This window comes from Alicyclobacillus fodiniaquatilis (genome assembly GCF_042678105.1).
GTDB classification, from domain to species: domain Bacteria; phylum Bacillota; class Bacilli; order Alicyclobacillales; family Alicyclobacillaceae; genus Alicyclobacillus; species Alicyclobacillus fodiniaquatilis.
Window position 1 is genome coordinate 14,415 of sequence record NZ_JBHUCX010000014.1, and the last position, 24,753, is coordinate 39,167.

At 46.3% G+C, this 24,753-nt stretch carries 20 protein-coding genes; 12 read left to right on the forward strand and 8 right to left on the reverse strand.

Translation table 11 applies throughout. From position 1 onward, the window contains the following. Positions 1-76 precede the first annotated feature (76 nt). The 6 genes from ACFSB2_RS04350 to ACFSB2_RS04375 all read right to left on the reverse strand — a co-directional run bounded on the left by ACFSB2_RS04350 (position 77) and on the right by ACFSB2_RS04375 (position 7,509). Positions 77-778, reverse strand: a complete 702-nt coding sequence (locus tag ACFSB2_RS04350; RefSeq protein WP_377941562.1) for a GntR family transcriptional regulator — start codon at positions 776-778, stop codon at positions 77-79. A gap of 125 nt (positions 779-903) precedes the next feature. Next, entirely contained in the window at positions 904-2,052 is a 1,149-nt protein-coding gene (locus tag ACFSB2_RS04355; protein WP_377941564.1) for a Gfo/Idh/MocA family protein, read from the reverse strand. A 71-nt stretch (positions 2,053-2,123) separates the two neighbouring features. After that, entirely contained in the window at positions 2,124-2,969 is an 846-nt protein-coding gene (locus tag ACFSB2_RS04360; RefSeq protein ID WP_377941566.1) for a carbohydrate ABC transporter permease, read from the reverse strand. An 11-nt stretch (positions 2,970-2,980) separates the two neighbouring features. Further along, the gene (locus ACFSB2_RS04365) at positions 2,981-3,910 is read right to left on the reverse strand and encodes a carbohydrate ABC transporter permease (protein ID WP_377941568.1); all 930 of its coding nucleotides are present in this window, start codon (positions 3,908-3,910) and stop codon (positions 2,981-2,983) included. 74 nt (positions 3,911-3,984) lie between these two features. Then, positions 3,985-5,295 carry an ABC transporter substrate-binding protein gene (locus tag ACFSB2_RS04370; protein WP_377941570.1) on the reverse strand — a complete coding sequence of 437 codons (1,311 nt, stop codon included), beginning with the start codon at positions 5,293-5,295 and terminating at the stop codon, positions 3,985-3,987. Positions 5,296-6,285: 990 nt separating this feature from the next. After that, positions 6,286-7,509, reverse strand: coding sequence for a murein hydrolase activator EnvC family protein (locus tag ACFSB2_RS04375; RefSeq protein ID WP_377941571.1), 1,224 nt, complete (start codon positions 7,507-7,509; stop codon positions 6,286-6,288). A 221-nt stretch (positions 7,510-7,730) separates the two neighbouring features. Here ACFSB2_RS04375 and ACFSB2_RS04380 point away from each other — a divergent pair, with 221 nt between their 5' ends. Beyond that, positions 7,731-8,792, forward strand: coding sequence for a tartrate dehydrogenase (locus tag ACFSB2_RS04380; RefSeq protein ID WP_377941573.1), 1,062 nt, complete (start codon positions 7,731-7,733; stop codon positions 8,790-8,792). 167 nt (positions 8,793-8,959) lie between these two features. Here the strand turns inward: ACFSB2_RS04380 and ACFSB2_RS04385 are convergent, their stop codons facing one another. After that, positions 8,960-9,943 (reverse strand): prenyltransferase/squalene oxidase repeat-containing protein, encoded by a 984-nt coding sequence (locus ACFSB2_RS04385; protein ID WP_377941574.1) that lies wholly within the window; start codon positions 9,941-9,943, stop codon positions 8,960-8,962. Positions 9,944-10,219: 276 nt separating this feature from the next. On the opposite strand from ACFSB2_RS04385, the gene ACFSB2_RS04390 reads away from it, so the two are divergent. Then, the gene (locus ACFSB2_RS04390; protein ID WP_377941575.1) at positions 10,220-10,654 is read left to right on the forward strand and encodes a GyrI-like domain-containing protein; all 435 of its coding nucleotides are present in this window, start codon (positions 10,220-10,222) and stop codon (positions 10,652-10,654) included. Positions 10,655-10,807: 153 nt separating this feature from the next. Here the strand turns inward: ACFSB2_RS04390 and ACFSB2_RS04395 are convergent, their stop codons facing one another. Beyond that, positions 10,808-11,929, reverse strand: a complete 1,122-nt coding sequence (locus tag ACFSB2_RS04395) for a methyl-accepting chemotaxis protein (RefSeq protein ID WP_377941576.1) — start codon at positions 11,927-11,929, stop codon at positions 10,808-10,810. A 349-nt stretch (positions 11,930-12,278) separates the two neighbouring features. Here ACFSB2_RS04395 and ACFSB2_RS04400 point away from each other — a divergent pair, with 349 nt between their 5' ends. The 10 genes from ACFSB2_RS04400 to ACFSB2_RS04445 all read left to right on the forward strand — a co-directional run bounded on the left by ACFSB2_RS04400 (position 12,279) and on the right by ACFSB2_RS04445 (position 24,723). Further along, positions 12,279-13,472 carry an ROK family transcriptional regulator gene (locus ACFSB2_RS04400; RefSeq protein ID WP_377941577.1) on the forward strand — a complete coding sequence of 398 codons (1,194 nt, stop codon included), beginning with the start codon at positions 12,279-12,281 and terminating at the stop codon, positions 13,470-13,472. Positions 13,473-13,784: 312 nt separating this feature from the next. Beyond that, complete coding sequence (locus tag ACFSB2_RS04405; protein ID WP_377941579.1) at positions 13,785-15,473, forward strand: ABC transporter substrate-binding protein; 1,689 nt, start codon at positions 13,785-13,787, stop codon at positions 15,471-15,473. Positions 15,474-15,579: 106 nt separating this feature from the next. After that, the gene (locus ACFSB2_RS04410; protein ID WP_377941581.1) at positions 15,580-16,560 is read left to right on the forward strand and encodes an ABC transporter permease; all 981 of its coding nucleotides are present in this window, start codon (positions 15,580-15,582) and stop codon (positions 16,558-16,560) included. A 117-nt stretch (positions 16,561-16,677) separates the two neighbouring features. Further along, the gene (locus tag ACFSB2_RS04415; protein ID WP_377941582.1) at positions 16,678-17,514 is read left to right on the forward strand and encodes an ABC transporter permease; all 837 of its coding nucleotides are present in this window, start codon (positions 16,678-16,680) and stop codon (positions 17,512-17,514) included. After that, positions 17,507-18,496, forward strand: coding sequence for an ABC transporter ATP-binding protein (locus tag ACFSB2_RS04420; protein ID WP_377941583.1), 990 nt, complete (start codon positions 17,507-17,509; stop codon positions 18,494-18,496). The genes ACFSB2_RS04415 and ACFSB2_RS04420 overlap by 8 nt, the downstream gene beginning before the upstream one ends. Beyond that, complete coding sequence (locus tag ACFSB2_RS04425; protein WP_377941586.1) at positions 18,493-19,503, forward strand: ABC transporter ATP-binding protein; 1,011 nt, start codon at positions 18,493-18,495, stop codon at positions 19,501-19,503. Before ACFSB2_RS04420 ends, ACFSB2_RS04425 begins: the two co-directional genes overlap by 4 nt. Before the next feature lie 27 nt (positions 19,504-19,530). Next, entirely contained in the window at positions 19,531-20,259 is a 729-nt protein-coding gene (locus ACFSB2_RS04430) for a 6-phosphogluconolactonase (protein WP_377941588.1), read from the forward strand. A 13-nt stretch (positions 20,260-20,272) separates the two neighbouring features. Next, on the forward strand, positions 20,273-21,184 hold the full coding sequence (locus ACFSB2_RS04435) for an ROK family protein (protein ID WP_377941591.1): 912 nt from the start codon (positions 20,273-20,275) through the stop codon (positions 21,182-21,184). A gap of 2 nt (positions 21,185-21,186) precedes the next feature. Further along, positions 21,187-22,572, forward strand: a complete 1,386-nt coding sequence (locus ACFSB2_RS04440; protein WP_377941592.1) for a family 4 glycosyl hydrolase — start codon at positions 21,187-21,189, stop codon at positions 22,570-22,572. Positions 22,573-22,602: 30 nt separating this feature from the next. Continuing rightward, the gene (locus ACFSB2_RS04445) at positions 22,603-24,723 is read left to right on the forward strand and encodes a glycoside hydrolase family 3 N-terminal domain-containing protein (protein WP_377941594.1); all 2,121 of its coding nucleotides are present in this window, start codon (positions 22,603-22,605) and stop codon (positions 24,721-24,723) included. The last annotated feature ends 30 nt before the right edge of the window (positions 24,724-24,753 follow it).

Below are 24,753 nucleotides of genomic sequence, written 5' to 3' on the forward strand. Positions count from 1 at the left end.
GTAATTGTCTCTATCGAGACATCGTTTCGTATTGATCTCGCACACAAGACCTATCTTGCGCGAAACTACATCTGCTTCAAGGGACAAAATAACTACGATTTGCTGCCGCGATATGTGGGAGTTCGTCCGTCAGTTTCCGGAGATGGTGCTCCAGCAGCTTACCGGCCATGTCTTCATCGTTTGATATCATTGCATTCAAAATCGCTTCATGTTCATTCACCAGCTCCGCCATCGTGGAGAGTTCCTGAAGAGACAGGTATCTGACGCGATTCAGGTGTCCACGCATATTGGTTACAATCGTCAACAAAGTTTGGTTCTCGGTAAGTTCCAATATCATCCTGTGGAAATCCTCATCAAGTTCGAGAAATTGCACGCGCTCACCTTGTTGGAGGGCCAGTTTCTGCTCACGGAATAGGGACCGAATCCGATGTTCAAGCTGTTTGAATCGTTCCGTGTGCGCATCCCACATCTGAGCTGCAATTTTGAAAGCATTCACTTCTAAACACTCGCGAACAAAACGTGTTTCTTCTACCTTCCGTACAGAAATCGGAGCAATCCTTGCGCCGCGTTGTGGAAGAACTTCAATCAGATCCTCCATTGTTAACATGCGAAAGGCCTCACGGATAGGTGTACGGCTTACACCCAGGTGTGATGCAACTTCAAACTCAGATACCATTTGGCCTGGTTTTAATTCCAATGAAATAATCGAATCAAGGACCGCTTCATACGCTAATTCGCCCAGGCCTTTCCGAGTCGTCTTTAAATTGAGCGACTTCATGGTATACCTCTTTTCTCATGTCACATAGTTCGATAAATTCCAACGAGTTGGGACTCCTACAGCGCCAACGGCGTCAGGAGGGCAAAATAACGATTCGGTCTCGCCATTTTGCCCTCCGAATTGAATCAGTTTCCGCGGGTCGTGATTTCATTGTTTTCAAATCGTTCGACGGATGCGGTTTTCTCGTAAAAGTGCGGCACAGACGCCATCAGTCCCTCCTTTGTGTAAAATGCATCATCCGATCCTAAAGGCAGTCGAACTGACGCGCCCGTGGAAGCTGATTGATAGATGGCCACGATGAGTTCTAGCGTCTTTCGTCCTTCTTCACCGTCGACAATGAGTTTGCAGTCTCCCTTCATAGCGCGAAGGACGTTCTCAATCTGACCGGTATGTCCCTCATAGGCTACTTCAGGAAGGTTGTCATAGTACGACTGAATCGCTGATTCCGTCTGTTCGTCACGTTCCGGGAAGCCATTTTCTTTGGAAGCGGATGCATATAACTGCCAAGGTGTCGAGAGCTTCGCTCGCTCACACTGAAACACCAATTGTTGCGCTTGACCATGGTGTACGACCGAACTGGTGATCTGCCCTACACTGCCAGATGCGAAGCGCAGAAGTGCCAGTGAGATGTCTTCTACCTCTGCATTATCATGTGCAACATTGCCCATCAGCGCGTGCACCTCGACGGGAAGGCCCATCATCCACTGGAGCGCATCAATATGGTGAACCGCATGATTCAGTGTGCATCCGCCACCTTCACTTTCCCAGGTGCCTCTCCACCAGAGATCGTAGTAACTGTGCCCACGCCACCAAAAAGAATCCACTTGTGTATGCAAGACCTTACCTGCTACGCCCTCATCTAGTATCTTTTTCAACTTCATCCACGATGATTGGAACCGGTTTTGGGCAACGATGGACAACAACTTACCACTTTTTTTCGCTGCTTCAATCATTGCGTCGCACTCTTCCAAGGAAGCAGCCATTGGTTTTTCGACTAATACGTTTTTTCCGGATGCCAGAAAATCAATCGCAATTTTCGCGTGGGTGGAAGGCGGGGTGCAGATGGAGACTAGGTCAATCGACGGATCATTCAATAATTCCTTGTAGTCACTGTAAGCTTCGGCATCCAGTTTGTAGCCCTCAATGTGCTTCGTCGCTTTATCCACGTAAATATCTGAAATGGCCTTAATTTGGCAGTCACTCGGGAAGTTTAAATATCCCTCGATGTGACTGGTCGAGATTGCCCCTGCGCCGATTACTGCAACCTTAATCATGTTACGCATGCCTCCTAGTTCTATCCTCATTTTATCAACTTCCTAACCGAAAGACACTCGCTTAATGCGCCTTAGTTCTTTAAGCCATGTGTTGCAATTCCTTCTACTAGATAGCGTTGGAAGATGACGAATATGACCATCACGGGGATGACCGATATGATAGACATTGCAAACAAGTCACCATACTGGCTGTTGCCCATGTTGTCCATGAACATATTCAAACCAATCGGCACCGTGAATAGGTTAGGGTTATTCAAGTAAATTAACTGGCCGAAGAAATCATTCCAAGTCCAGTAAAAGGCGAAAATCGAAATTGTGATGATAGCCGGACGCGTGAGCGGAAGGATGATGGAGCGAAACATACGCCATGTGCTGCATCCATCAATCACGGCTGCTTCATCTAAATCCTTCGGCAATCCCCTGATGAATTGCACCATGAGATAAATGAAAAATGGCGTGGTCCCGAGAAAGCTCGGCAGCATCAGTGGAACAAAGGTATTGATCAACCCGAATTTGTGAAAAATAATATACTGCGGAATCAGGACAACCTGTGCTGGAAGCATCATCGTCGCCAACATGAACCCGAATAAAAATTTTCTCCCATGAAACTGCAGTCTGCCAAACGCAAATCCAGTCAGCGCAGAACTGAACAGCGATCCGATCACGACGACGAACGAAATTTCAAACGAATGGAGGAACATCGGTCCGAAGCTGACGCCAGACGCCCCTGTAATGCCATCAATATAGTGTTGGAATGTCCACGTCGTAGGCCATAATTTTGTCGTTGAGAAAATCTGCGTATCCGGCTTAAAGGATGAGAAGAACATCCATAGAATCGGATAAATCATGATAAATGAAATCACAATCAGAAGAATGTGACGACCACCACTTCGCAGTACAGATTTAGAGGCTCCCATAATGCACCACCTTATACATCGTAATTGACCCAAAACTTTGAGGTCAAAAAGATAAACCCGGAACAAAGCGCGACAATCACCAGCAGAACGATGGCCATCGCTGTAGCGTAACCCATGTGGAAATATTGGAAGCCCTGCTGGTATAGATACAGGACGTAGAACAGGGTCGAATTCATAGGGCCTCCGTCCGTAATGACCTCCACTTGGGTGAACACCATGAAGGAGGAGATGGTCCCCATCAGCAAATTAAAGAAAATGATGGGGGACAACATGGGAAGCGTGATCCGAATATAGCGCTGAAAATGATTTGCACCGTCAATCGTCGCTGCTTCATAAAGATAGTTAGGGATTTGTTTTAAACCCGCCAAGAAAATGACCATCTCCGAACCAAACTGCCAGACGCTGAGTAAGACCAACACAATAATCGCCGTATTGGGATTACCCAACCATACCGGACCTTGAATGCCAAACAAGTGTAAAAAAGAATCGATAGGACCATTTTGATCGAAGAGTTCTTTCCATCCAATCGAAGCTCCGACGCTTCCACCAATCAACGACGGCAGATAAATGAGCGCACGGTAGATGCCGATTCCCCTGACCTGTTTACTGAGCAGTGTCGCCACAAGCAAGGAAGCGACCATTCTGGCTGGTACAGACGCGACCACGTAAATTAAGGTCACGCGAATGGATGTCCAGAAGTTGCGGTCCGAAAACAACTGCGTAAAATTGCTCGTTCCTACGAAGTGTGGACGACTCAGTAGGTCGTAGTTGGTGAATGAGAGATAGAGCGTGAATAGCATCGATCCTGCGGTCAAAAACAACATGCCCAAAAGCCAAGGTGTCATAAATCCATACGCAACTGCGTTTTGTCCGTTCCGGGCCGTTGTACGCCGACGTCCAACACGGTTCAACTCTTCAACAGTCTGTGCGGATGCTTCCATTTTCCAACTCCTCCTGAGGTGCGGCACCTTTCAGTCGCTTTTCACAAGTGCCACACCCGCAGTTTGACTTTAAATCAGCTATTGCCTTGAGATAGAATCTGGTTCGCTTGTTGGATGAACTGAGCTGCAGCTTGGCTCGGCGTCAATTTATTAAACGTCACTTCCTGCCCAATCGTCTGCAACAAATTGGTCAATTGCCCTGCATTCGGCGGGTCGAGTGGCACAGTGCTGGAGACCTTTTGCACCTTGTTCATAAATTCATCTTGCACTTTTACCGTGCCTCCGAGCGCTTGGGCATCTGCCTGCATATTCTTCACATTCGCCGTCACGCCACGGTCATTTTGGAAAATCTTCGACACCTGTGGATCGTTCTCAAGGAAATTGACCAGTTTCTCAGCCGCAGCGGGATACTTTGTTGTTGAGGAAATGCTCCAATACATGGCTGGATGAAGCATATAAGGCTTGCTCGGCAGGTTCCATTCCGGGTACAAAATACGTTGAATTGGCCCGCCAAGCGCCTGTTGATATTGCGGACCTTCACCGATGAACATGTACGTAAACGCCGCTTGCCCTTTGTCAAACGGACTCTCCTGTTGGTTCGTATGATCCCAGGAGGAGTTTTCCTGTGCAGGTTGAACACCCCCTTGATTCTGGAGGTTCAACCAATATTGAAACCAAGCTGCGAGGGTTTGTTGCGTCATGCCAATGGATTTGTCGTCTGCGGAATACATGGACTCGCCGTGCGTTCTAGCCCAGTAGGCCAACGGCGCCTCTTGCCAGATGTCGTCTGTGGCCCCATAAACATTTGGCAATTTCTTGTGAACTTCGATGAGGATGTTGGCGAATTGGTCCCAAGTATAGCTCTTCGTGGGATCGTATGTAATCCCCGCCTTTTTCAAAATCGCTGGATTGTAAATATAACAAATCGCATTAATCGCAACTGGAACCGCATACAACTTACCATTGACTTCGCCCAACTTTACCGTGTTTTGGCTCAGGCCTGATGTGTCAATCGAAGTATTACTCAAATCCATCAACTGATTCTTCGAGACATATTGATTGATGTAGGAGGCGTCCATCTGCATCACATCCGGTTGACTACCACCGGCAGCCTCAGTCGCCATTTTTGTCCAGTAACCATTCCAAGGTGAATATTCCATTGTTACGTGAATATTGGGGTACTTCTTCTCGAAAAGTTTTACAGCCTGTTTTGTCATTTTCGTGCGACTCGGATTTGTCCACCAGGCAAAGGTGATATTCTCCTGTTTAGAACTAGAGTTTCCCTTGCTCTGATTTCCATTGTTCGTTCCGCAGCCTGCAAGTGTGGCTATGGCAGCCAAACTGACGGATGCGACTGCAAGAAACCTCTTCTTGGACCGATTCATTCTGTTTCCCCCTTGAACAATGTCGTGATTCCGCTTTCATTCACTTCGCGAAGAGAATACTAGAATACTCGCATACTAGTATTGTAATGAGGTGAGTACTCAATGTAAAGGGTTACATTTGTGTTTGATGAAGTGTAGGCAGTTTTTCCAAACAAGTGGATGAACAGTGTTTTGGTGCAAAAGTCATTAAGAAGGTAGACATGGCTCCTGCTGATAGTTGATGTGGGGTAATGCTGTGAAGTGGAAGAAATCATTGATAAATTTCGTCTGCCGGATTGAAGTTCATCGCGGGATCACGGGTTTCATCCTTTAGTTGCTACAGTGAGTTGCTACAGTGCCGTATCATCAATCATCCATTACACTCATCTTAATCCGCCCACGCATTTCGCGTGGTGCGAGCATCTGAAATCTGGTTGGAAAGGTATATTTCATATGCCTATCGCAATTGGAAATACCACGAATCATCCTATGGAGGATTTAATCTAGGTAGTTCTCTGAATGTGCGTGGTTAGGCATACGGATGTACTCATATGGTATCAGGGACACCACAAAGTCGATTGGGACATCACTGTTTTTCTTGCTCATGTGAGAATTCCAAAGTATTGCGAACGGGGTAGCTCCTATCATGATACAGATTAGTATGACAGCCAACTGATACACCTCACCGCGTTTGTTTTGTCCAACAGTCCCGAATTCAACGCTGCCGGACGATGACGATCACTCTGCCGTTCCCGCCAAAACAAGTGTAGGCTGCCGATATGAATATAGTGAGGAAATTTGATTAAAGGATTATACATTTTGTGTAAAGAATTGATTACGGCGCTTATCGTATATCCCAAATGGGGAAAAATGCTGGCGTTATCTGTCCACTCGCGTGATCGTTACTAACTTGGCAATGCCCCATGCAATTAACGCGTACACTGCGAGATAAAAAGGGTTCCGCCAAAGTATCAACCATTCGGCGGAACCCCATCATTGAAACCAACTCGTTCATTGAACGTAGCTCTCAATCTCATTGAAAAACGAGCGAACTCCATACGCCCAGTTGGGATCTGTCGCATACACGCCGCTTCCTGCGCCGTTTTTTGGATCGTTGATCCAAATAATTGCGTCTTCCCCGCTTGGCGGTGCAACGGACAGTTTGACCTGAACGATTTGCGCGGCGTACGCCGCCGATTGGGCGATTGTCGTATGATAGAGTGCCCAACTGCCAAACACGTCGAACGGATTTTCCAGCTTCCACGATTCATACGGCGTCCCATTTTGGACAAAATCGAGTTCTTGTCCGGTAATCGCCACCATCAGTACCGGATTTACGTCATATGATCGCGCCACTGTACAAATGGTGTCAATGTCGCTCTGCGTAAATGCGGAACCGTTCATCTTCACAAATGCGTACAGCTTTTGCGGAGAAATTGGCTGATATCGAAGTGCAGGAACGACCACAGACGACGAACTGCTGCGGCTCCGTAAAATTTCCTCTTGCTGTCTGGCTTCTGCTTTGAGACGGGCAATCTCATTTTGTGTTAAGTTTAATTTTTTTGCGAGGGATTGTTGCTGCTGCGTCAAAGCGTTTGCACGGTTTTGTGCGAACGTTGCAGACGCTTGTGCCTTTTCTTCCTCGCTGATTGCTTGCTGTTTTAAGTCGTAGAGTGCGTGTGTTTTTTGGACCAACAGCTTGTAATTTTTTTTCTGACTCTCCTGTTGAAGTAAAAGCTGCTTTTGCATAGATTCAGTCTCATGAATTAAATGATTTTGACCTTCAGAGACATAAGAGAGTATCTGAAAACGACTAACAAAGTCGCTGAAGCTGGTTGCGCCAAAGAGCACAGACAAATAGGATACCGGTCCGTTTTCATATTGTGTGCGTAACATAGTTACTAAGTCGGAGCGGTCTTGCTGTAAATCTCCTTCCGTGCGATGGATTTTTTTAGTTTGCAAATGAATCACAGCTGTGATTTGGGCTGTCTCTGTTTCATTTTGATCAATTTTTTCATTTAAGTTGTCCACTGTGAGCTGCTGTTGCTGTGCTTGGTTGATGGCGGAAGCAGCGGCCTGCTTTTGCTGTGTGATTCGCTGTTGATTTTGCGAGATCTCGTTTTGAATCAGCCGTTTTTGTGTTTGCGCTTGGGTCAACTGACTGGCATACGCTGTGTCTACACCACCAAGGATGAGTGAGCCAAGCAGCCCAAACGCAATTTTGCAGCGTTTCAAACAGACTTAACCCCAATCTTTTTGGTTTTGTATAGTCTTCGTATATTATACGAGTTTTTGTCGGGGTCATACGTGGATGTATACGGTGCATTTTTACGAAACTTCGACCACAAAAGGGAAGCGATAAAGTAAGATGATAATCAAAGTGGAACACTTGATGACCATGCGACCCTACTCAAAATAGCGATGATGACCTAATTTGACTTATAGGAGGAAACTGCTTGAAGACGTATGAAATTGCCGTCATACCTGGTGATGGGATTGGAAATGAGGTTGTGCCCGCAGCGCTGCAGGTGCTGCGTACACTGGCCGATGTACACGGCGGCCTCAACTTCAAATTTACAAGTTTCCCTTGGAATTGTGACTACTACATGGCCAACGGCAAAATGATGCCCGACGACGGGATCGACATTCTAAAAGGCTTTCAAGCCGTTTTTCTTGGCGCAATTGGTGATCCCAAACGTGTTCCGGATCACATCTCCCTATGGGGGTTATTGATCAAAATTCGTCGAGAGTTTGAACAGTCCATCAATATTCGTCCGGCCGCATATTTTAAGGGGCTAGAATCGCCACTTAAGCATACAAAAAATTTCGATTTGATGGTCGTGAGAGAGAACAGCGAAGGCGAGTACAGTGAAATTGGCGGACGAATCCACAAAGGTGAAGATCAACTCGCGATTCAAAACGCGATATTTTCAAGAAGAGCTACCGAAAGAGCGATGGATTACGCATTTAAACTGGCGCAAAGTCGAAGAGGCCACGTAACGAGCGCGACGAAATCAAACGGAATTGTCCATACGATGCCCTTCTGGGACGAGGTCTTCGAAGATGTTTCCAAAAAATACCCCGACGTGCAAACAGCAGCGTATCATATCGACGCCTTAAGTGCATTTTTTGTAACCAGACCTGAGATCTTTGATGTGGTCGTATCCAGCAATCTATTTGGCGATATTTTAAGTGAACTTGGTGCGGCAATCATGGGGAGTATCGGAATCGCGCCAGCGGCCAACATCAACACGAAAGGCAACTACCCATCGATGTTTGAACCTGTTCACGGATCAGCGCCAGACATTTATGGACGAGGCATTGCCAATCCCATCGCACAGATTTGGACTGCGAAAATGATGTTAGATCACTTTGGGGATACCGATATCGCGCAGAAACTGCTGGATATCCTCCAGGATGTGACTGCAGAGGGTGTCAAAACACCAGACATCGGCGGGCGGGCGACCACGCAGGAAGTCACGGAAGCGATTTGCAATAAACTCAAGGACCTCGCTTGAATGGGCGTGGGGGGTACGAAATGGAGTTTCAACTGTTGACGCAGCTTTTGAATGGAATTATAGCGTGAACACCTCTAAACATCACCGTACGCCCCCTGAGCTGTCTCCGTAGGGGCGTACGGTGTGCACGTGTCAGCACCAGCCTCGTGCGCTGAAGCCAAGACTTTTTACCCACGCATCCCGTACCACTTAAGTACACGCATGGCGCGAAGCGTATTCCACCGGCTTGGCCGACCTTCGCCTTCGTCCATCTCGACTGGCATCACGCCGGGATACCGGACATCGAGCGGCCACCGTCCGTCGCCGTCGCGCTTTGACATGACCAACGTGATCGCCTCGGCCACCCGTTCGTCGGGCGCGACACCGGCGCTGCGCAGGTACTCGAGTCCACGCAGCACGTCATAGTACCACCATGTCGGGAAGCTGAAGCGCGTCCACGCGGCACCGCTCTTGCGATCTCGCTCGATCACTTCACCAGTTGATAGTCGCCGGAAGAGCCGTCGCTCAAGAAGGTATTCCTGTCCGCGGAGACGGGCCGCGGTCACCTCCGGTGTCCCGCCGTCGGCCCGTTCGTACTCGAGCAGTGCTTCAAGCACGCAGATTGTGGTGTTGAACGACGAGCGCGTCGATCCGCTCGGTGCCTCGCAGTTCCAGCCGCCGTCGGGTAGTTGCTCGCCGAGTAGCCGATGAACGATACCGTGGACGTCCTGGCCGAAGTAGGCGCCAACCATCGCGACCTGCCCGTTGATACAGGGTTCGATCTCGCCAGCGAAGAAGAGGTTGTTGTCACACTCCAGAGGACCACACCCCTGCCACGTCACTTGGTCGCGGACGATGCCCACCGCGCGCCATGCCTCATCGCTTGAGGGGTCAAGACCCATGTGGCACAGTAGCCACAGGACATGCATCGTGGAGTTCCACCCGTGGTTCCAAGCTGCGCCTTCCCATCGGCCGTCGGCTTCCTGCTTGCCCAGCAACTGTGCGCCCCAGCCTTCGGTGGCGACGCGGGCCCGTTCGGCTGCTACGACGTCTTCCGGCGCATCGAGTAGGTCGCGCATCACCTGCCAGCGGATCGCAGGATCCGAATCAAGCAACCACTCTAAGACAGACTTTCCAGACTCCGAGATTTGCCATTCACCTATCATATCCATACGCGGTTCCGCCCTTCTTTTCAATTGGTAGCTATGACAAATCAAGTCGGTTGTCATCATTTCAGACTCGTTGAGTTGTGAGTTATGTATTCTAGGGAGGAAAGATCATCCCTTTGAAAGATTGTCTCACACGCTGCCTTGATGTGTGCGATCACACGCGGCTTGAAACGATCCAACATATTCAAGCAAATACTCAAGAACAATCAAAAAAACATCAATTTCTGTGTATGCACAAGTATAATGGAATCGAATTAGTTGAGGAGAAGGAGCCTGCCAATGAATATCGATGTAGTCTCACAGCCAAAAACCTTTACGTTATATGGTTTTTCGAAAGTTCATGATGCCGATACAGAATATCGCGCAACGATGTTTGAGCTTATGGACAGACTTTGGACTGAGGTCAGGGCAAAACAATTGGCCCACTTAGGAATCAATCATGTAGTGTATGACTGTGGAGACGTTGTATTTTCCGGAGTTGAACTGTCAGGTGAACCAGAGACCATTTTGGAAAAAAGGCAGGTCACGCTTCAGAAATACGCTTATTGGAAACACATTGGGCCGTATAGTGAACTAGGGAATGTCTATGACGGAATAAGCGCCACGCTTAAAGAGATGGGATTGACGCCTACTTGCCCAAGTATGGAGATATATGGGGATTGGACTGAGGACGAGAGTAAGCTTGAAACTGAGATTTATATGTCAATCGAATGAGTCAAAAAAAGGATTGATATATCTATGAACCACTCTGGTCGAGTATGAATTTTGAGCAGTCGGCCCAATTTGGTGGTGGACTGTTTTTTATCAGGTCGTGACAATGCAACGCTTTTGTAAAGATATAAATCGCGATGATAACCCGGTGCTTGGTTAAATTGAAGGGTTATCATCTATTGCCTGCGTCAATTGGTCGATGGATCTCGTGACGTCATTTGACCCTGCGTACGCATCATTCGCGTATGCCCGAATCATGTTTACATTGCCATTTTGCGTTGATACAGATTCGAATAAATCATTGAATACACGCAGTGCCACTTCAACAGCGTCTGATGTTTGGCCGCTCATTCTTCGTGTGTCCTCATTGAATTTCAAGATATCTCGGATATCTTGGACAATCTGTGAAGTGATGGTGTCCACGTCAATGGCTTTACGTTGTATGAGATCGGATAGCTGTCCGATCTCGTTTGCAATCACACGAAACCCGCGACCATATTGTCCCGCGCGAGCCGCTTCAATTTGAGCATTCAATGTGAGAAGACGGCTTTGGCCAGCAAACTGGGAGATAATCTGAGTGATTTCTTGAATGCTCTCAATGCGGGACGCCAGGACATCAATTTGCGCTTGTTGATGATGATTGAGCGTGAGGAAGGTGTTCAGCGATGTGTTCACTTCTTCTATCACTTGGCGCCCTTCCGACGTAAACATCGTCATTCGCGACGACTCGTTTCTGCCTTCATCAGTCGCATCCACAACTTGAGATACCAAAGCTCGGATGCGTTCAACCATTTCCTTCGCACGGGTTAATGTGTCTTTCCTCAGTCCTTCAGATAGTTGCTGCATGATCCGTGACATCCCGAGAATATCCCTCATGGTCAAGATTCCGAAAAACTTATCGTCTTTCGTCACCACAACAGCATCGTAGAACTTTTCTTCCGTTCTAGATAAGGCAAGGTCTATGATTTCCATTGGATTCATATGGGCGGTGACAATGAGTGGACGGTTGTCCATCAGTAATGCAATCGGTCTGCCGAGAAATAGCTGAGTGCCGAAACGTTGGCCGAGTTCCTTGTAAAAGTGGGTCTTCATGACCATACCCTGGACCTGCAGGAATTCGTCACATACGACGATGCTCTCCGCAGAAGTTGTGCGAAACAAGTTATGGACCGCTTGGCTTTGAATGGTTGGGAGTACATGTGGGACTTGCCGAACATAGGACGCTAATGTTTGGTTTTCGTTTACAGCCTCAGGAACCGTTTGAAGTGTTTGAATCAAGGAAATTCCCCCAATGCACAGTGTTTCGTGAAACCGATTTATCATATCTTACGAGACTAGGAAACAGGACATCCGGCATTGAAGCCAGGGCCTGTATTGAAGTTATAGGTGTTTTCCATTTAGGAATATAGTGCAAATAGCATACTCAATCTGTTTGGGATCCACGTTAATTTTGTGTAAATTTTTGTTGATAAATGGAGCATTGTGCGTGTTTTTGTCGAAATATCACCTCGGAAAAATGATAACGATTTTGAAACTTGCTAAAAAAATGTTGACTGACATCCGTGTAAGCGGTTATCATGACGTTAGTTTCAACTAAGTTCAAACAAACTGAACGGGAGTAATGCTCGTGGAGCTGAAGAAGGGTACCTTATCTGACATAAGGAGATTTAACCGTTCGACGATTTTGCAACTGATTCGCGAAAACGCTCCGATATCGCGCGCGGATCTCGCCCAGACATTAAATATCAGTCGTTCCGTAGTGTCGATTATTGTCGACGAATTATTGGCCGATGGCATCATTCGAGAGGCTGGAACTGGAGAATCGACCACGCTAGGTGGGAGGCGTCCAGTATATCTGCGTTTTGTTCCTGAATCAAGATTTGCGCTCGGTATCGATGTGGGTGGCTCTAAGACAATGATCTCTCTCGTGAACCTGGCTGGTGAAATCGTACAGAAGAAGAAGATCCGGACTTTGCATCGCGGCAGTGCAGCCATTGAATACATCGCTTCAGAAGCGGCTGAATTTATCCGAAATACGAAGATTCCTGCAGATAAGATTCTAGGCACGGGAATCGGTGCGCCTGGCTTTGTAAATCCGCATACAGGATTGTTATCCAATGCGCCTGGACTTGCGATTGATGAGCTAGATATCAAAAGTGTGGTTGCAGACACCTTGCCGAACCCTATTTTTGTCGACAACGATGTGAACATGGCTGTGATTGGCGAAGTATGGTGTGGCGCGGCGAAGCATGCCACAGATGCCGTCATGCTCACCATCGGTACGGGGATTGGCGCGGGTATCGTCATCTCCAAACAACTTTACCGCGGAAGAAGAGGATATGCGGGCGAAATCGGGTACTTTCAGACCTATGATCATCCATCACAAGGAGAAGTGGGCCTTCTCGAATATGGTCCGCTTGAGGCAGTTGCCTCCGGTGGTGGCATCGTAAATCTGGCTCGGCAGTTACTTGGAGATTATCCGTCATCTGCACTTCACAAGTGCTCGAGTATCACTGCGGAAGACGTCTTTGCTGCAGCAGAATCAGAGGACATATTAGCGCTCAGGGTGATCGACAGCGTTTCAGCGCATCTGGCGGCAGCGTTGAACAATGTGATCGTGCTGCTAGATCCAGATATCGTGATCATTGGAGGGGGGGTTGCAGGGGCAAAGGATATCTTGTTGGACAGAATTCGCAGGATCGTTGCAAGGATGTCCCCGATTGACTGTTCAATCGCCCTAGCTCGTTTAGGCGAGGATGCAGGTGCTGTTGGCGCCGCAGGCACCGTCTTGATGCAGAGCGAGTATCTCAAGTTATCGTAGGCTTTCAACATAACTCTAGGAATGATTTATACGAATTCTTTAATCAACGTAGATTTGTGGGCAGTTCATCGTGCTCCGTGATGGTTTTGGGATGATGGTAGTGAAAACGCTAAATCATAATAAACTTCTATTTTTGGAAATGTCACAAGCATCTCGTTTTAAATATTACGGACGCGTCAGAGAGGGCGCTTAATGAGCGATTGATTGTACACAAAGGTGCTTTGTTGCGCTTATTTTCAGAAATACGTATTTCAAGAGCGAGTTCAAATCCGTGCTGCTAGCTATATCAAAATCAACATGGGGGTGTCTTTCATGAAAAAACGAATCATCGGAATGAGTGCTATGGGGGTCGTTTGTTTGATGACCGCCGTTGGCTGTGGACAGGCGGGGGCCAATGGAAAGGCGATATCGACGACTAGCCAAAGTGCTTCGGGGCCACATGTGGGAGGTTCCATCAGTATTAGTCCACAAGAGAGCGGGCCTTGGGCGGATGTTTTTAATCCGTATTCTCCAAATGGCAATACGAGCGATATCAGTAAAGTCATCTACGAACCACTAGTGGAGTGGGACAGCAATACGGGGATGAGTAAAGCTTGGTTGGCCAAGAGTTGGACTTGGAGTGATGGCAATAAGGTACTTACCGTCCACTTGCGTCCGGGTGTCAAATGGTCTAATGGGAAAAAATTCACGAGCGCGGATGTCGTGTTTACGTACAATATGTTAAAAAAATATCCAGCTCTTGATTCTAACGGGTTGTGGTCGTTCATGAAATCTATTTCGGCAAAGGGCCCGGATACGGTGCAAGTCGTGCTCAAACAACCGAACTCAACTTTCTTTTATTATTTTTCCGGTGTACCTATCGTATCAACATTTCAGTTCCAGGGTGTGAATCCGCTCACTTTCCAGGATCAACAACCCATCGGGACCGGCCCGTACATGTTACAGACATTTAATTCTCAACAAATCACACTTACAAGGAACCCTCATTATTGGCAACCAGGGAAACCTTATTTGCAAACGGTTAATTATCCTGCTGAGACATCGAATGACAGTACAATCCTTGGATTAGAGTCGGGACAAATACAGTGGGCAAGTATATTTTCACCTAGTTTAGAAACTTCTTATGTCAAGAAGGATCCGACTGCAAATCACTTTAATGACGGCCAGGCTCCAGCGTTTGATTCATTGTACGTGAATTTGCATTCCTATCCATTGAACATGCCAGAAGTACGTCAGGCAATCAGCGTGGCTTTGGATAGGAGCAAGCTATCGAAAATCGGAGAAAGCGGTTATGCATCGCCAGTGTCTTCTTTAGATGGAATTCCCGATAGCCTGGCAAGTCAATGGGGCACCACATCTTTAAACAAGATGTTCCCAGCCACATACAACACGAGTAAGGCAAAAAACATGCTGCTCAAGGCAGGTTTCAAAATGTCTGGGAGCAAAATGATGACGCCGCAAGGGAAACCCTTCACCATCAATATGATTGTTCCGGCACCATTTACGGATTACGTTACACTCTCTAATCAGATAGCGAGCATGCTTGGTCAAATTGGCATCACTGTGAATCAACAGTCTATATCATCAAGCCAGTATGCAGATGATATGGCAAAAGGAAATTTCCAAATGGGCGTCTACTGGACGCCAACGGGGCCGAACCCATTTTTTGTTCTGAATGGGCTAATGAACACTCAATATGGCGGCCCGATTGGCTCGACCGCACTCGGCTCCAACTATGGTCGTTTTGCAAATGATCAGGTACAGAAACTTGCACAGCAGTTCGAGGGAACAGAGAATGCGTCAACACAGAAAACAATTATTGATGAAATGGCAACCATTTATGCTGAGCAATTACCTGTGATTCCGCTGTTAAACAGTGATACAACCGATGAATATTCATCGAAGACAATAGGTGGCTGGCCAACAAAGCAAAATCCGTATTGGGATACAAATTCCTACGGTGGCCCAGTTGTAGTCTTGACCCAACTCTATCAAAAATAGGTAAATATCAGTTGGACGAAGATGTGACGGATGGTTGCGTGATACTATCCGACACATCTTTAGGATAGTGTCGGGAAACAAGTGAAAGGGAGTAGAGGCGACACACATGTATATTCTCAAGCGCTTCTTGTTTTATGTGTCCATTTTCTGGGCGGCCATCACCTTAAACTTTATTCTTCCGCGGATGATGCCAGGGAATGCGGCTTCATCTGTTATCGCCCGTGCGCGTGGTCAAATGCCGCCACAAGCGATAAAGGCTCTCGAATTGGCTTTTGGCGTCAACAATCATCAGCCGATGCTTAAGCAGTACCTCGGCTACTTATGGAATACCCTTCAAGGTAATTTCGGTGTTTCGTTTACTTATTTCCCTGAACCCGTCATTCAGGTCATTCGCAGCGCGTTGCCTTGGACATTGTTCCTGATTGGCGGTTCTACAATTCTAGGTTTTTTAATTGGGACGGTACTTGGCATCTATTCGGGATGGAAAAGAGACAGCATTCTGTCGGATGGGGCGCCTAGTCTTCTTTTTATGATATTGAACTCTATCCCTCAGTTCTGGGTGGCCTTAGTCTTTCTGTTTGTATTTTCCTATAAATTAGGATGGTTCCCAATCGCGCATGCCTACGATATAAGCCTTCCAATGGCATTCAGTTGGCAGTTCATCACCAGTGTTCTGTATTACGCCATTCTTCCGTTACTTGCGCTGGTCATCACGTCTTTGGGCGGATGGTCGATAGGAATGAGGAACAATCTCGTCAGTGTTCTCTCGGAGGATTACATCATGCTTGCGCACATGAAGGGTTTGCCAGATAGAGAGATCATGATGAATTATGGGGCTCGTAATGCAATGCTGCCCCAAATTACAGGGTTTGCGTTGGCAATCGGCGGGATTGTCGGCGGCGCTGTCGTCGTGGAGGTTGTCTTCAGTTATCCAGGCATCGGCTATGCGTTGTTTCAGGCGGTGTCAAATCATGATTATCCTTTAATGCAAACCATTTTCTTGATGATTGTCATCGCTGTACTGTTAGCAAACTTTCTCGTCGATGTTCTTTATTCATGGTTGGACCCACGTGTCGCTGACGTATAAGAAAGGGTGGTCTTTGTGTCTCTTACTAACGAACATTCGCAAACACAAATGGATACACCACCCATCCGTGGTGTAGTAAAACCAAGAAAGCGTCAATCCACGAACCGATGGTTGTCTATGTTTCGAAATTGGAAATCCGCAACAGGTTTTGTGATTATCGCTTTGTTTATCGTCATCGCTATATTTGCTCCATTCATTGCAAAGTCACAACCACAGGCAGAAATCTATCCGCTGAATCTCCCGCCTAGTGGTGCACACCTTCTGGGGACGAATTCTCTAGGCCAGGACGTATTCAGTCAATTGATCTATGGCACACGGGTGTCTCTGCTTGTCGCATTTGCTGCAGGGGTATTGACGACGTTTATTTCGCTGGTTGTCGGAATTACAGCTGGCTATTTGAGAGGCATAGTGGACAACATTCTAAACTGGATTACAAATGTGTTCATTGTCATGCCCGGGTTGCCGCTGCTGATCATCGTTTCGAGTTACTGGAATACGAAATCTGAATGGCCAATTATTCTCATCATTTCCATGACAAGTTGGGCGTACGGAGCAAGATCTTTGCGCGCACAGACATTGACACTACGCGAACGCGACTATGTCTTACACGCTAGACTCGTCGGCCGGTCTTGGTGGAAAGTGGTAGGCGCTGAAATACTACCGAATATGCTATCACTCGTCATATCCGGTTTGTTATTTTCGATGATTGGTGCATTGTTGGCGGAAGCAGGTCTCGACTTCTTGGGATTAGGCAACGTGAACACCGTTAGTTGGGGCGTCATGTTGTATTGGGCCCAAAACAATGAGGCGATGGTAAACGGGCTATGGTGGTGGTTTGTTCCACCAGGCGCCGCAATTGCCATGTTCGGTGGAGCGCTCGCACTCATCAACTTCTCTATAGACGAGATCACAAATCCACGTTTAGGACGAAAGAAGGTGAAATTGAATGGCTGAACCTCTAGCGCTTTCAATTCACAATATGTTTGTAAGATATCCAACAACACGTGGCTGGGTACAAGCAATTCGCGGTGTCAGTCTGGACATCAACAGCGGTGAATTCGTCGGAGTGGCTGGGGAGTCTGGGAGCGGGAAGTCAACCCTGGCGCTCGCTGCAACTAGAATACTGGCGTCTCCTAATGCGTATGTGGAGGGAGATGTCACAATAGTTGGTAAGGACATTTTTAAACTCTCACAATCAGAGCTAAAAAAAGCAAGATGGAAGTCCTTTTCGTTTGTCACACAAAGTGCAATGAATGCACTCAATCCTGTCATGCGAATACGGGCACAGATGATGGACACGTTGAAGGCTCATGATCCTAAGTTTAATCGTGTAAAAGCTCAAAGACGTTGTGAAGAGGTTTTCCAAATTGTTGAATTATCTGCCGACAAGCTTGATAGATATCCTCACCAACTCTCCGGTGGTCAGAGACAAAGGGCAGTTATTGCATTGGCCCTGCTTTTGCAGCCAGAGCTGATTATCATGGACGAGCCAACGACGGCTTTGGATGTGGTAGCACAGCGGGAAATTATTGCATTGATCCGGCAACTGCAAAAAGAGTATGGGTTCGCAGTCATGTTTATCACGCATGATCTCTCATTGCTCTTGGAAGTGGCGGATAGGGTTCTTGTGCTATACGGTGGGCGTGTAATGGAAATGGGGAAGTCAGAAATACTCGTCGAAAGGCCGGAGCATCCTTATTCACGGGCACTTATCAACTCATTTCCGCCATTGCATGGAACAATGGAGCGCCGAGAAGGGATTGCAGGATCGCCACCTGACATGTTGCAACCACCACCAGGGTGTCCGTTTGCTGCCAGATGCCCATTGGTTATACCGGTTTGTCACCAAGACATGCCTCCGTTGCTTGATATACAAGGAAGACAAGTGGCTTGCCACGCAGTTATGCAAACTTATGCCGAGGAGGTGCACACGTGATTGAACAGACACAAGCGACGACACTGGTAGGCTCGACGGACGGTAAAGGTGCTGCTTTGGTGCTTAAAGATGTACACAAGCGCTTTGTTCAAAGAGGTCGCGATTCGCATGTTCTGCGCGGCGTAAACCTAACTGTAGGAGCAGGAAAAATTGTTGCACTCGTAGGTGAGTCAGGCTCTGGTAAATCGACGTTGGCTCGTACGATCATGCGGCTCTATCGGCCAGATAAAGGGAAGATGTTGTTCGATGGTGTGGAGGTCGGCCGAATTCGTGGCCGGTCACTGAAAGACTATCGGAGTCAAGTGCAAATGTTGTTCCAGGATCCATTTGCTTCATTAAACCCGACGCATACGATACGTACGATCATGGCGCATAGTCTACCGGCGAATCGCGCTCGCATGTCCCGTCGTGAAAAGGATGAGCTTTTTGCCAGTTCATTGGCACGGGTGGGATTGAATCCACCCTCAAATTTCTTGGCTCAATTTCCCCACGAACTCTCTGGGGGCCAGCGCCAACGTGTGGCATTGGCGAGATCTTTGGCAGCTCAACCAAAATTGGTTCTGGCGGATGAACCGGTTTCTATGCTTGATGTGTCTTTGCGGTTGAGTGTCTTAAATCTTATGCAACGGCTGAATGAGGAATTGAACATTGGCTATTTGTACATCACCCACGATCTGGCCAGCGCCCGCTACGTGGCTACGCGAATTGCAGTGATGTACGCAGGTGAGATCGTCGAAGAAGGAACAGCAGATGAAGTGATTGAGGATGCAAAACATCCCTATACGCAACTCTTGATTCAGGCGGCTCCGGATCCAAATAGACAGACTCGGGCAATGGTCGACACAACGATTTTTCGCGGGGAACCTCCGAACTTAACCCAGAAAATTGTCGGGTGTCCATTCCAATTCCGCTGCCCGCATGTAAATAACCGTTGTCGAACTGAAGCGCCCAATATGGTTGAAGTTGGTGAAGGGCATAAAGCCAAATGTCATTTGTTTGATGTGTGATCAGTTCAAATGAAAGAGTGATGCCTAATGATAAGCGTTTTTAGTAACGAAGATGAAGTTGCTCACGAAATTGCTCAAGAAATGCAATGGCATATACAAAACGATGAAAATCCAGTTTTTTGCTTGGCTTCTGGTAGTACACCAAAAAAGAGTTATAAAAAGTTTGCTGAAGAAATGACAAATGAACAATCCCGAATCAAACAACTTAAAATTGTCAGTTTAGATGAATGGGTCGGTATTGATAGAACATCTGAGGGAAGTTGCTACCAGATGCTTTATCGAGATTTGTTTTCACTCATTCCGATAGATGATGAGCAAATTGAGTTCTTTGATGGGAACGCAACTGATCTGCAAAAGGAATGTAAAAAAATCGACGGTTTCATTCAAAGTAATCCCATCACCTTTAGTTTAATGGGTGTCGGTATGAACGGACATATTGGTTTGAATGAGCCAGGGCAGGCAGTGTTGGATTACAGTAGTGTGGTTGACTTATCCCAGAATACGAAAGAGATCGCTCAAAAGTATTTTCTTCAACCAACGGTGTTGGAGAAGGGGATTACGATTGGTTTGAACCAAGTGATGAAAAGTAAGCGGGTCATTGTGGCCATTACCGGGGAGCATAAGGCGGATATTGCTCGCAAAGTGTTTTCCAATCCGGAATCCCGGTTACCAGCGCACGAATTACTTGGTCATGATCATATTGACTTTTTCTTAGATAGAGCGGCTGCAAAATATTTAGAAGTGTTATCGAGTTAAGGGGCTAGCAAAAATGGAAAGTGTCATCGGAATAGATATTGGGGGGACGAATGTTCGGGTTGGGCTAATCGATGAACGCCTCAATTTGATTCGCAAGGAAGTCACCTTGGCAGATGATTTTAGCAGCACCGATGAACTCTTCAAATGTTTATTGGACATGATCGAGAAAGTGAAAGAAAAAGAACCAGTGAATAAAGTTGGAATGGCTTTGCCGATTCCCTGGAGAGATGGTACGGAGCGATTATGCGATGCAACCAACATCTCTTACTTAGAAGGTTTCGAAGTGAAGAGAATCCCGGATTATTTTCCGGGATACAGCATTTGTCTCGAAAATGACGTAAATGTAGTCGCCATTCTCGAATCAGCATTTGGTGCATCAAGGGAATATGCCAATTCCATGTATATAACGGTTAGTACTGGCATTGGCAGCGGAGTGATTTTGAACCACGAAATCTATCATGGGGCACACGGGTATGCAGGTGAAGTTGGTAGCATCATCATTTCCGACTCAAATCAACATCTCGCCGCAGAATTTGAAGGAAGCTTGGAATCACTGTGTAGTGGCACTGCGCTTGAAAAGATAAGTAGGTCGTTGTTTGGACATGATGCCAATGCGAAGCTCTTGTTTGAGAAGCATCAAGAGAGAGACGTACTAGCTGTAGAAGCCATTGAACAATGGATCGACTATTTTTCTAGGGGCATCGCTTCATTAATCCACAGCCTTGATCCTGGTGTGATTGTCCTGGGCGGAGCCGTTATTCAAAACAACCAATGGCTGATACAGAGGATAGAGGAAAGTGTTAAAAATAAAGTGTTTCTGAACTTAAAAGACAAAGTAAAAATTTTAATCTCCAGATTTGGGGACGATGCAGGCCTAATTGGGGCCGGATATGTGGCGCTGAAAACATCGACAGGAGGAAAATAATCATGAAAAAATTGAAAGTGGCTTTGATTGGTGCTGGGAGCGTATCGTTTGCCTTGGGATCGCTACAGGATCTCGTGCTATCCGAGAAATTGAAGAATGAAGCCGATTTAGAAATTGCACTGATGGATATTAGTGACGAAAACCTAAAGATGACCTATGTGTACGCCACAGAAATGTTTGAGGCTTTTTCAAATCCAGCGAAAATATGGATGACAACGGATTTGGAAAAGGCGCTTATCGATGCAGATTTCGTGATTGTTGCAATTGAAGTGAATCGTTACTTTTACTGGGCGCAAGATTTTCATATTCCGCGTAGATATGGCAGCAAGCAAATTTATGGTGAAAACGGCGGACCAGGATCGATGTTTCATACACTGAGAAATCTGGGTCCCATACTGCATATAGCAAGAACGATGGAAAGGTTATGTCCGAATGCTTGGTTCATTAACTACACGAACCCAGAGGCTAAGCTCGTTGAAGCGGTTTCGAAGTTCACTTCCATTAAAATTGTAGGCCTTTGTCATGGACTGGACATGGGGATTGAACAAATTGCCGAAATCCTAGAGGTAGATAAAAATCAGTTGGGGATTGAAGCAGGAGGATTAAATCACTTTGGTTTCTTTACAAAGATATGGGATAAGGCAACCGGAAAAGACTTGTATCCCCGGTTCCGAGAAAAAGAGGAAATCGCGAATCGTTTAGCTAAGTTTGATCACTTTGCGCTCTCAAGAACCATGTTTCGCACTTATGGATTCTATCCATATCCGGGCACAAATCATTGCGGTGAATATGTATCGTATGCGAATGACTTTTATGCAGGTCTGTCGTTGCAATTTAGATACGATCCTATGAAAGAGAAGATAGAAGACCCGAAATCAAAGATTCCAGAGTTTATTTATTGTGCACATGCAGGCAGTGTGGATCGGGAACTGTTTGATGAGAATGTTGGGTTAGACAAATGGATTGCAGAACAATTTGTCTTCAAAAAGGAAAAAGTTGAACAGAGTTGCGAATATGCGATCCCGATTATTGAGGCGATTCACTTTGATGAGGAGATTGTGATTCATGCAGCAAACATGCCGAATAACGGTGCAATCAAAGGGTTGCCAGATGACATGGTTGTAGAAACACAAGCGATTGTGAATGGAACCGGCATTTCTTTAGTGCCGATGACAGTTGAATTGCCCACTGCACTCATCGGGACGATTCACATCCAAGGAACCATTCATAAATTGTTGTTGGAAGCTTATGCTGAAGAATCAAAAACAAAGTTGTTACAAGCCATTTTATTGGATCCACAGGCGCCGACATACTATCAAGCGTGCGCTATGGTTGACGAAATGTGTAAGATACAAAAGGATATTCTTCCTAAGCTAGAGTGGAAATAGAAATCAATCCGAAGATAGGATGACGAACAAGTGGAGAAGCAAAAAATGGTTGAGTTACTTGGAAATATGACAATTGAAGAGAAATTTGGCCAGCTTTCGCAGATCACTGGTGAACATTATGTTGGCAAAATTGCTGGTGAGATGGTTGAGACTGGACCCGATATTGCGGATGATCTTATGAACGGGGACTTTTTATATACAATCGGAAGCGTAATAGGGGTTTCTAGCGCGAAAATAACCAATCGAGTTCAATCGGCATATCTCGCAAAATCGCGTTTAAAAATCCCGTTGTTATTTATGCATGATGCAATACATGGATACAAAACCATTTTCCCCATTCCATTAGCTTTATCTTGTACATGGGATCACAACATATTGGAAAAAACGGCTGCGTATACAGCTTCAGAACTGCGTGCTGCTGGTATCCATGTGAACTTCTCTCCAATGGTGGATCTCGTCAGAGATTCGAGATGGGGAAGAGTGATGGAATCATTCGGGGAAGATCATATTCTTTCGGGAGACCTTGGCGCTGCAATGATTAAGGGCTATCAAAAAAATGACGATGGAGAAATTCCAAGTCATGGCGTGGCGGCTTGTTTAAAACACTTTGCTGCTTATGGCGCAGCAGTGGGTGGAAAAGATTACAACTCTGTAGATATGTCGATGAGAGAGTTTTATGACTACTATGGTAAGCCCTATGAAATTGCACTTAGGCAAGCGCCTAAATTTGTCATGAGCTCATTCAATGTATTGAATGGTGTTCCGGTAACTGCAAATGAAGAAATGATGAAGTCAGTTTTGCGAGACATGTACAAATTTCAGGGTATCGTGATTTCAGACTGGGGCGCAGTTTCAGAGTTACAAAATCATCGTGTCGCAAAAGACCGTAAAGAAGCGGCAGAATTGGCCTTAAACGCGGGGATCGATATCGAAATGTGTTCTACTACATATTTCGAAAATTATAAGGAAATTTTGGAGCAAACGCCTCAACTCATGGAAGATATCGATGCGGCAGTCTTAAAAATTCTATCTCTAAAAAATGAGCTAGGGTTATTTGAAAATCCTTACGTAGATGAGGATGCGGAAGGCCGTATCGTCTTAAACGGAGAATTTCAAGCGTTCTCGAAGGAAGTAGCGAAGAAAAGCTGTGTGTTATTGAAGAACGAAGGTATGTTGCCTATCGGCAAGAACAGCAAAGAGATCTTAATTATCGGGCCTTTTTCCAAAACAAATGAACTGCTGGGGAATTGGTCGTGTAAGGGCAATTTTGCAGATGTCATTTCGTTAGCGTCTGGAATTCGCGCTTTGGATAGCACTCGGGAAATTAGCGCCTATGAGAAATTCGAAGATTGCCCAAAAGAAAAGTTGATGCAATGTGATTATATTGTTGTTGCCATCGGCGAGAGTTGGGCATTGAGTGGCGAGGGACACAGTAGCGTTCACTTGGAATTGGAAGAAGAACAGAAGATGCTCCTCAAGAAAGTCAAGGAGACCAATAAGCCGTATTCCTGTGTTTGCTTTGCTGGAAGGCCGCTTGCGTTGCAAGATGTGATTGATGATATCCCTGCATTGCTATGGTGTTGGTATCCGGGGACACAAGCTGGATCGGCCGTCGCTGAACTTTTACTGGGACAAGACACGCCTTCAGGCAAATTGACAATGTCATTCCCGCGTTATTCTGCGCAAACGCCGATTTACTACAATGAGTTAAGCTCAGGTCGCCCAGCAAATGAAACAGTATATAGTTCTAGATATCAAGATGCTGAGATTGGTCCATTGTTTAAGTTTGGACATGGTTTGACTTATACCGGCGCAAAGTATTCAGGATTCAAAATTTCAAGTGAACGAATTGATGAAAATCAAGCTGTAAAGATTTCGTTCCAAATTGAAAACCCAAGTGACTACGACTATTCAGAGATTGTCGTGCTATACGTACAAGATGTTGTGTCGAGAATCGCGCGTCCTACGCATGAAATGAAAAAATACCAAGTGGTCCCAATACTTGCTCGTCAGACGGTAACTGTTGATTTTGTATTAACGCTAGATGATTTAAGGTACTTAGATAATCAACTACAATATTGCGTAGAACCGGGGGATTTCAAACTGTTTATTAATGATTTAGATCACCCGGTATTCTCCATTCGGTACTAGTTTAGATGGTGTGGGGGACTGGGCTACCAG

Coding starts and splice junctions, on each gene's coding strand:
- ACFSB2_RS04350 (WP_377941562.1), bottom strand. CDS start 778: ATGAAGTCGCTCAATTTAAAGACGACTCGGAAAGGCCTGGGCGAATTA.
- ACFSB2_RS04385 (WP_377941574.1), bottom strand. CDS start 9,943: ATGGATATGATAGGTGAATGGCAAATCTCGGAGTCTGGAAAGTCTGTC.
- ACFSB2_RS04415 (WP_377941582.1), top strand. CDS start 16,678: ATGTTTCGAAATTGGAAATCCGCAACAGGTTTTGTGATTATCGCTTTG.
- ACFSB2_RS04355 (WP_377941564.1), bottom strand. CDS start 2,052: ATGATTAAGGTTGCAGTAATCGGCGCAGGGGCAATCTCGACCAGTCAC.
- ACFSB2_RS04365 (WP_377941568.1), bottom strand. CDS start 3,910: ATGGAAGCATCCGCACAGACTGTTGAAGAGTTGAACCGTGTTGGACGT.
- ACFSB2_RS04360 (WP_377941566.1), bottom strand. CDS start 2,969: ATGGGAGCCTCTAAATCTGTACTGCGAAGTGGTGGTCGTCACATTCTT.
- ACFSB2_RS04390 (WP_377941575.1), top strand. CDS start 10,220: ATGAATATCGATGTAGTCTCACAGCCAAAAACCTTTACGTTATATGGT.
- ACFSB2_RS04420 (WP_377941583.1), top strand. CDS start 17,507: ATGGCTGAACCTCTAGCGCTTTCAATTCACAATATGTTTGTAAGATAT.
- ACFSB2_RS04410 (WP_377941581.1), top strand. CDS start 15,580: ATGTATATTCTCAAGCGCTTCTTGTTTTATGTGTCCATTTTCTGGGCG.
- ACFSB2_RS04435 (WP_377941591.1), top strand. CDS start 20,273: ATGGAAAGTGTCATCGGAATAGATATTGGGGGGACGAATGTTCGGGTT.
- ACFSB2_RS04370 (WP_377941570.1), bottom strand. CDS start 5,295: ATGAATCGGTCCAAGAAGAGGTTTCTTGCAGTCGCATCCGTCAGTTTG.
- ACFSB2_RS04405 (WP_377941579.1), top strand. CDS start 13,785: ATGAAAAAACGAATCATCGGAATGAGTGCTATGGGGGTCGTTTGTTTG.
- ACFSB2_RS04440 (WP_377941592.1), top strand. CDS start 21,187: ATGAAAAAATTGAAAGTGGCTTTGATTGGTGCTGGGAGCGTATCGTTT.
- ACFSB2_RS04430 (WP_377941588.1), top strand. CDS start 19,531: ATGATAAGCGTTTTTAGTAACGAAGATGAAGTTGCTCACGAAATTGCT.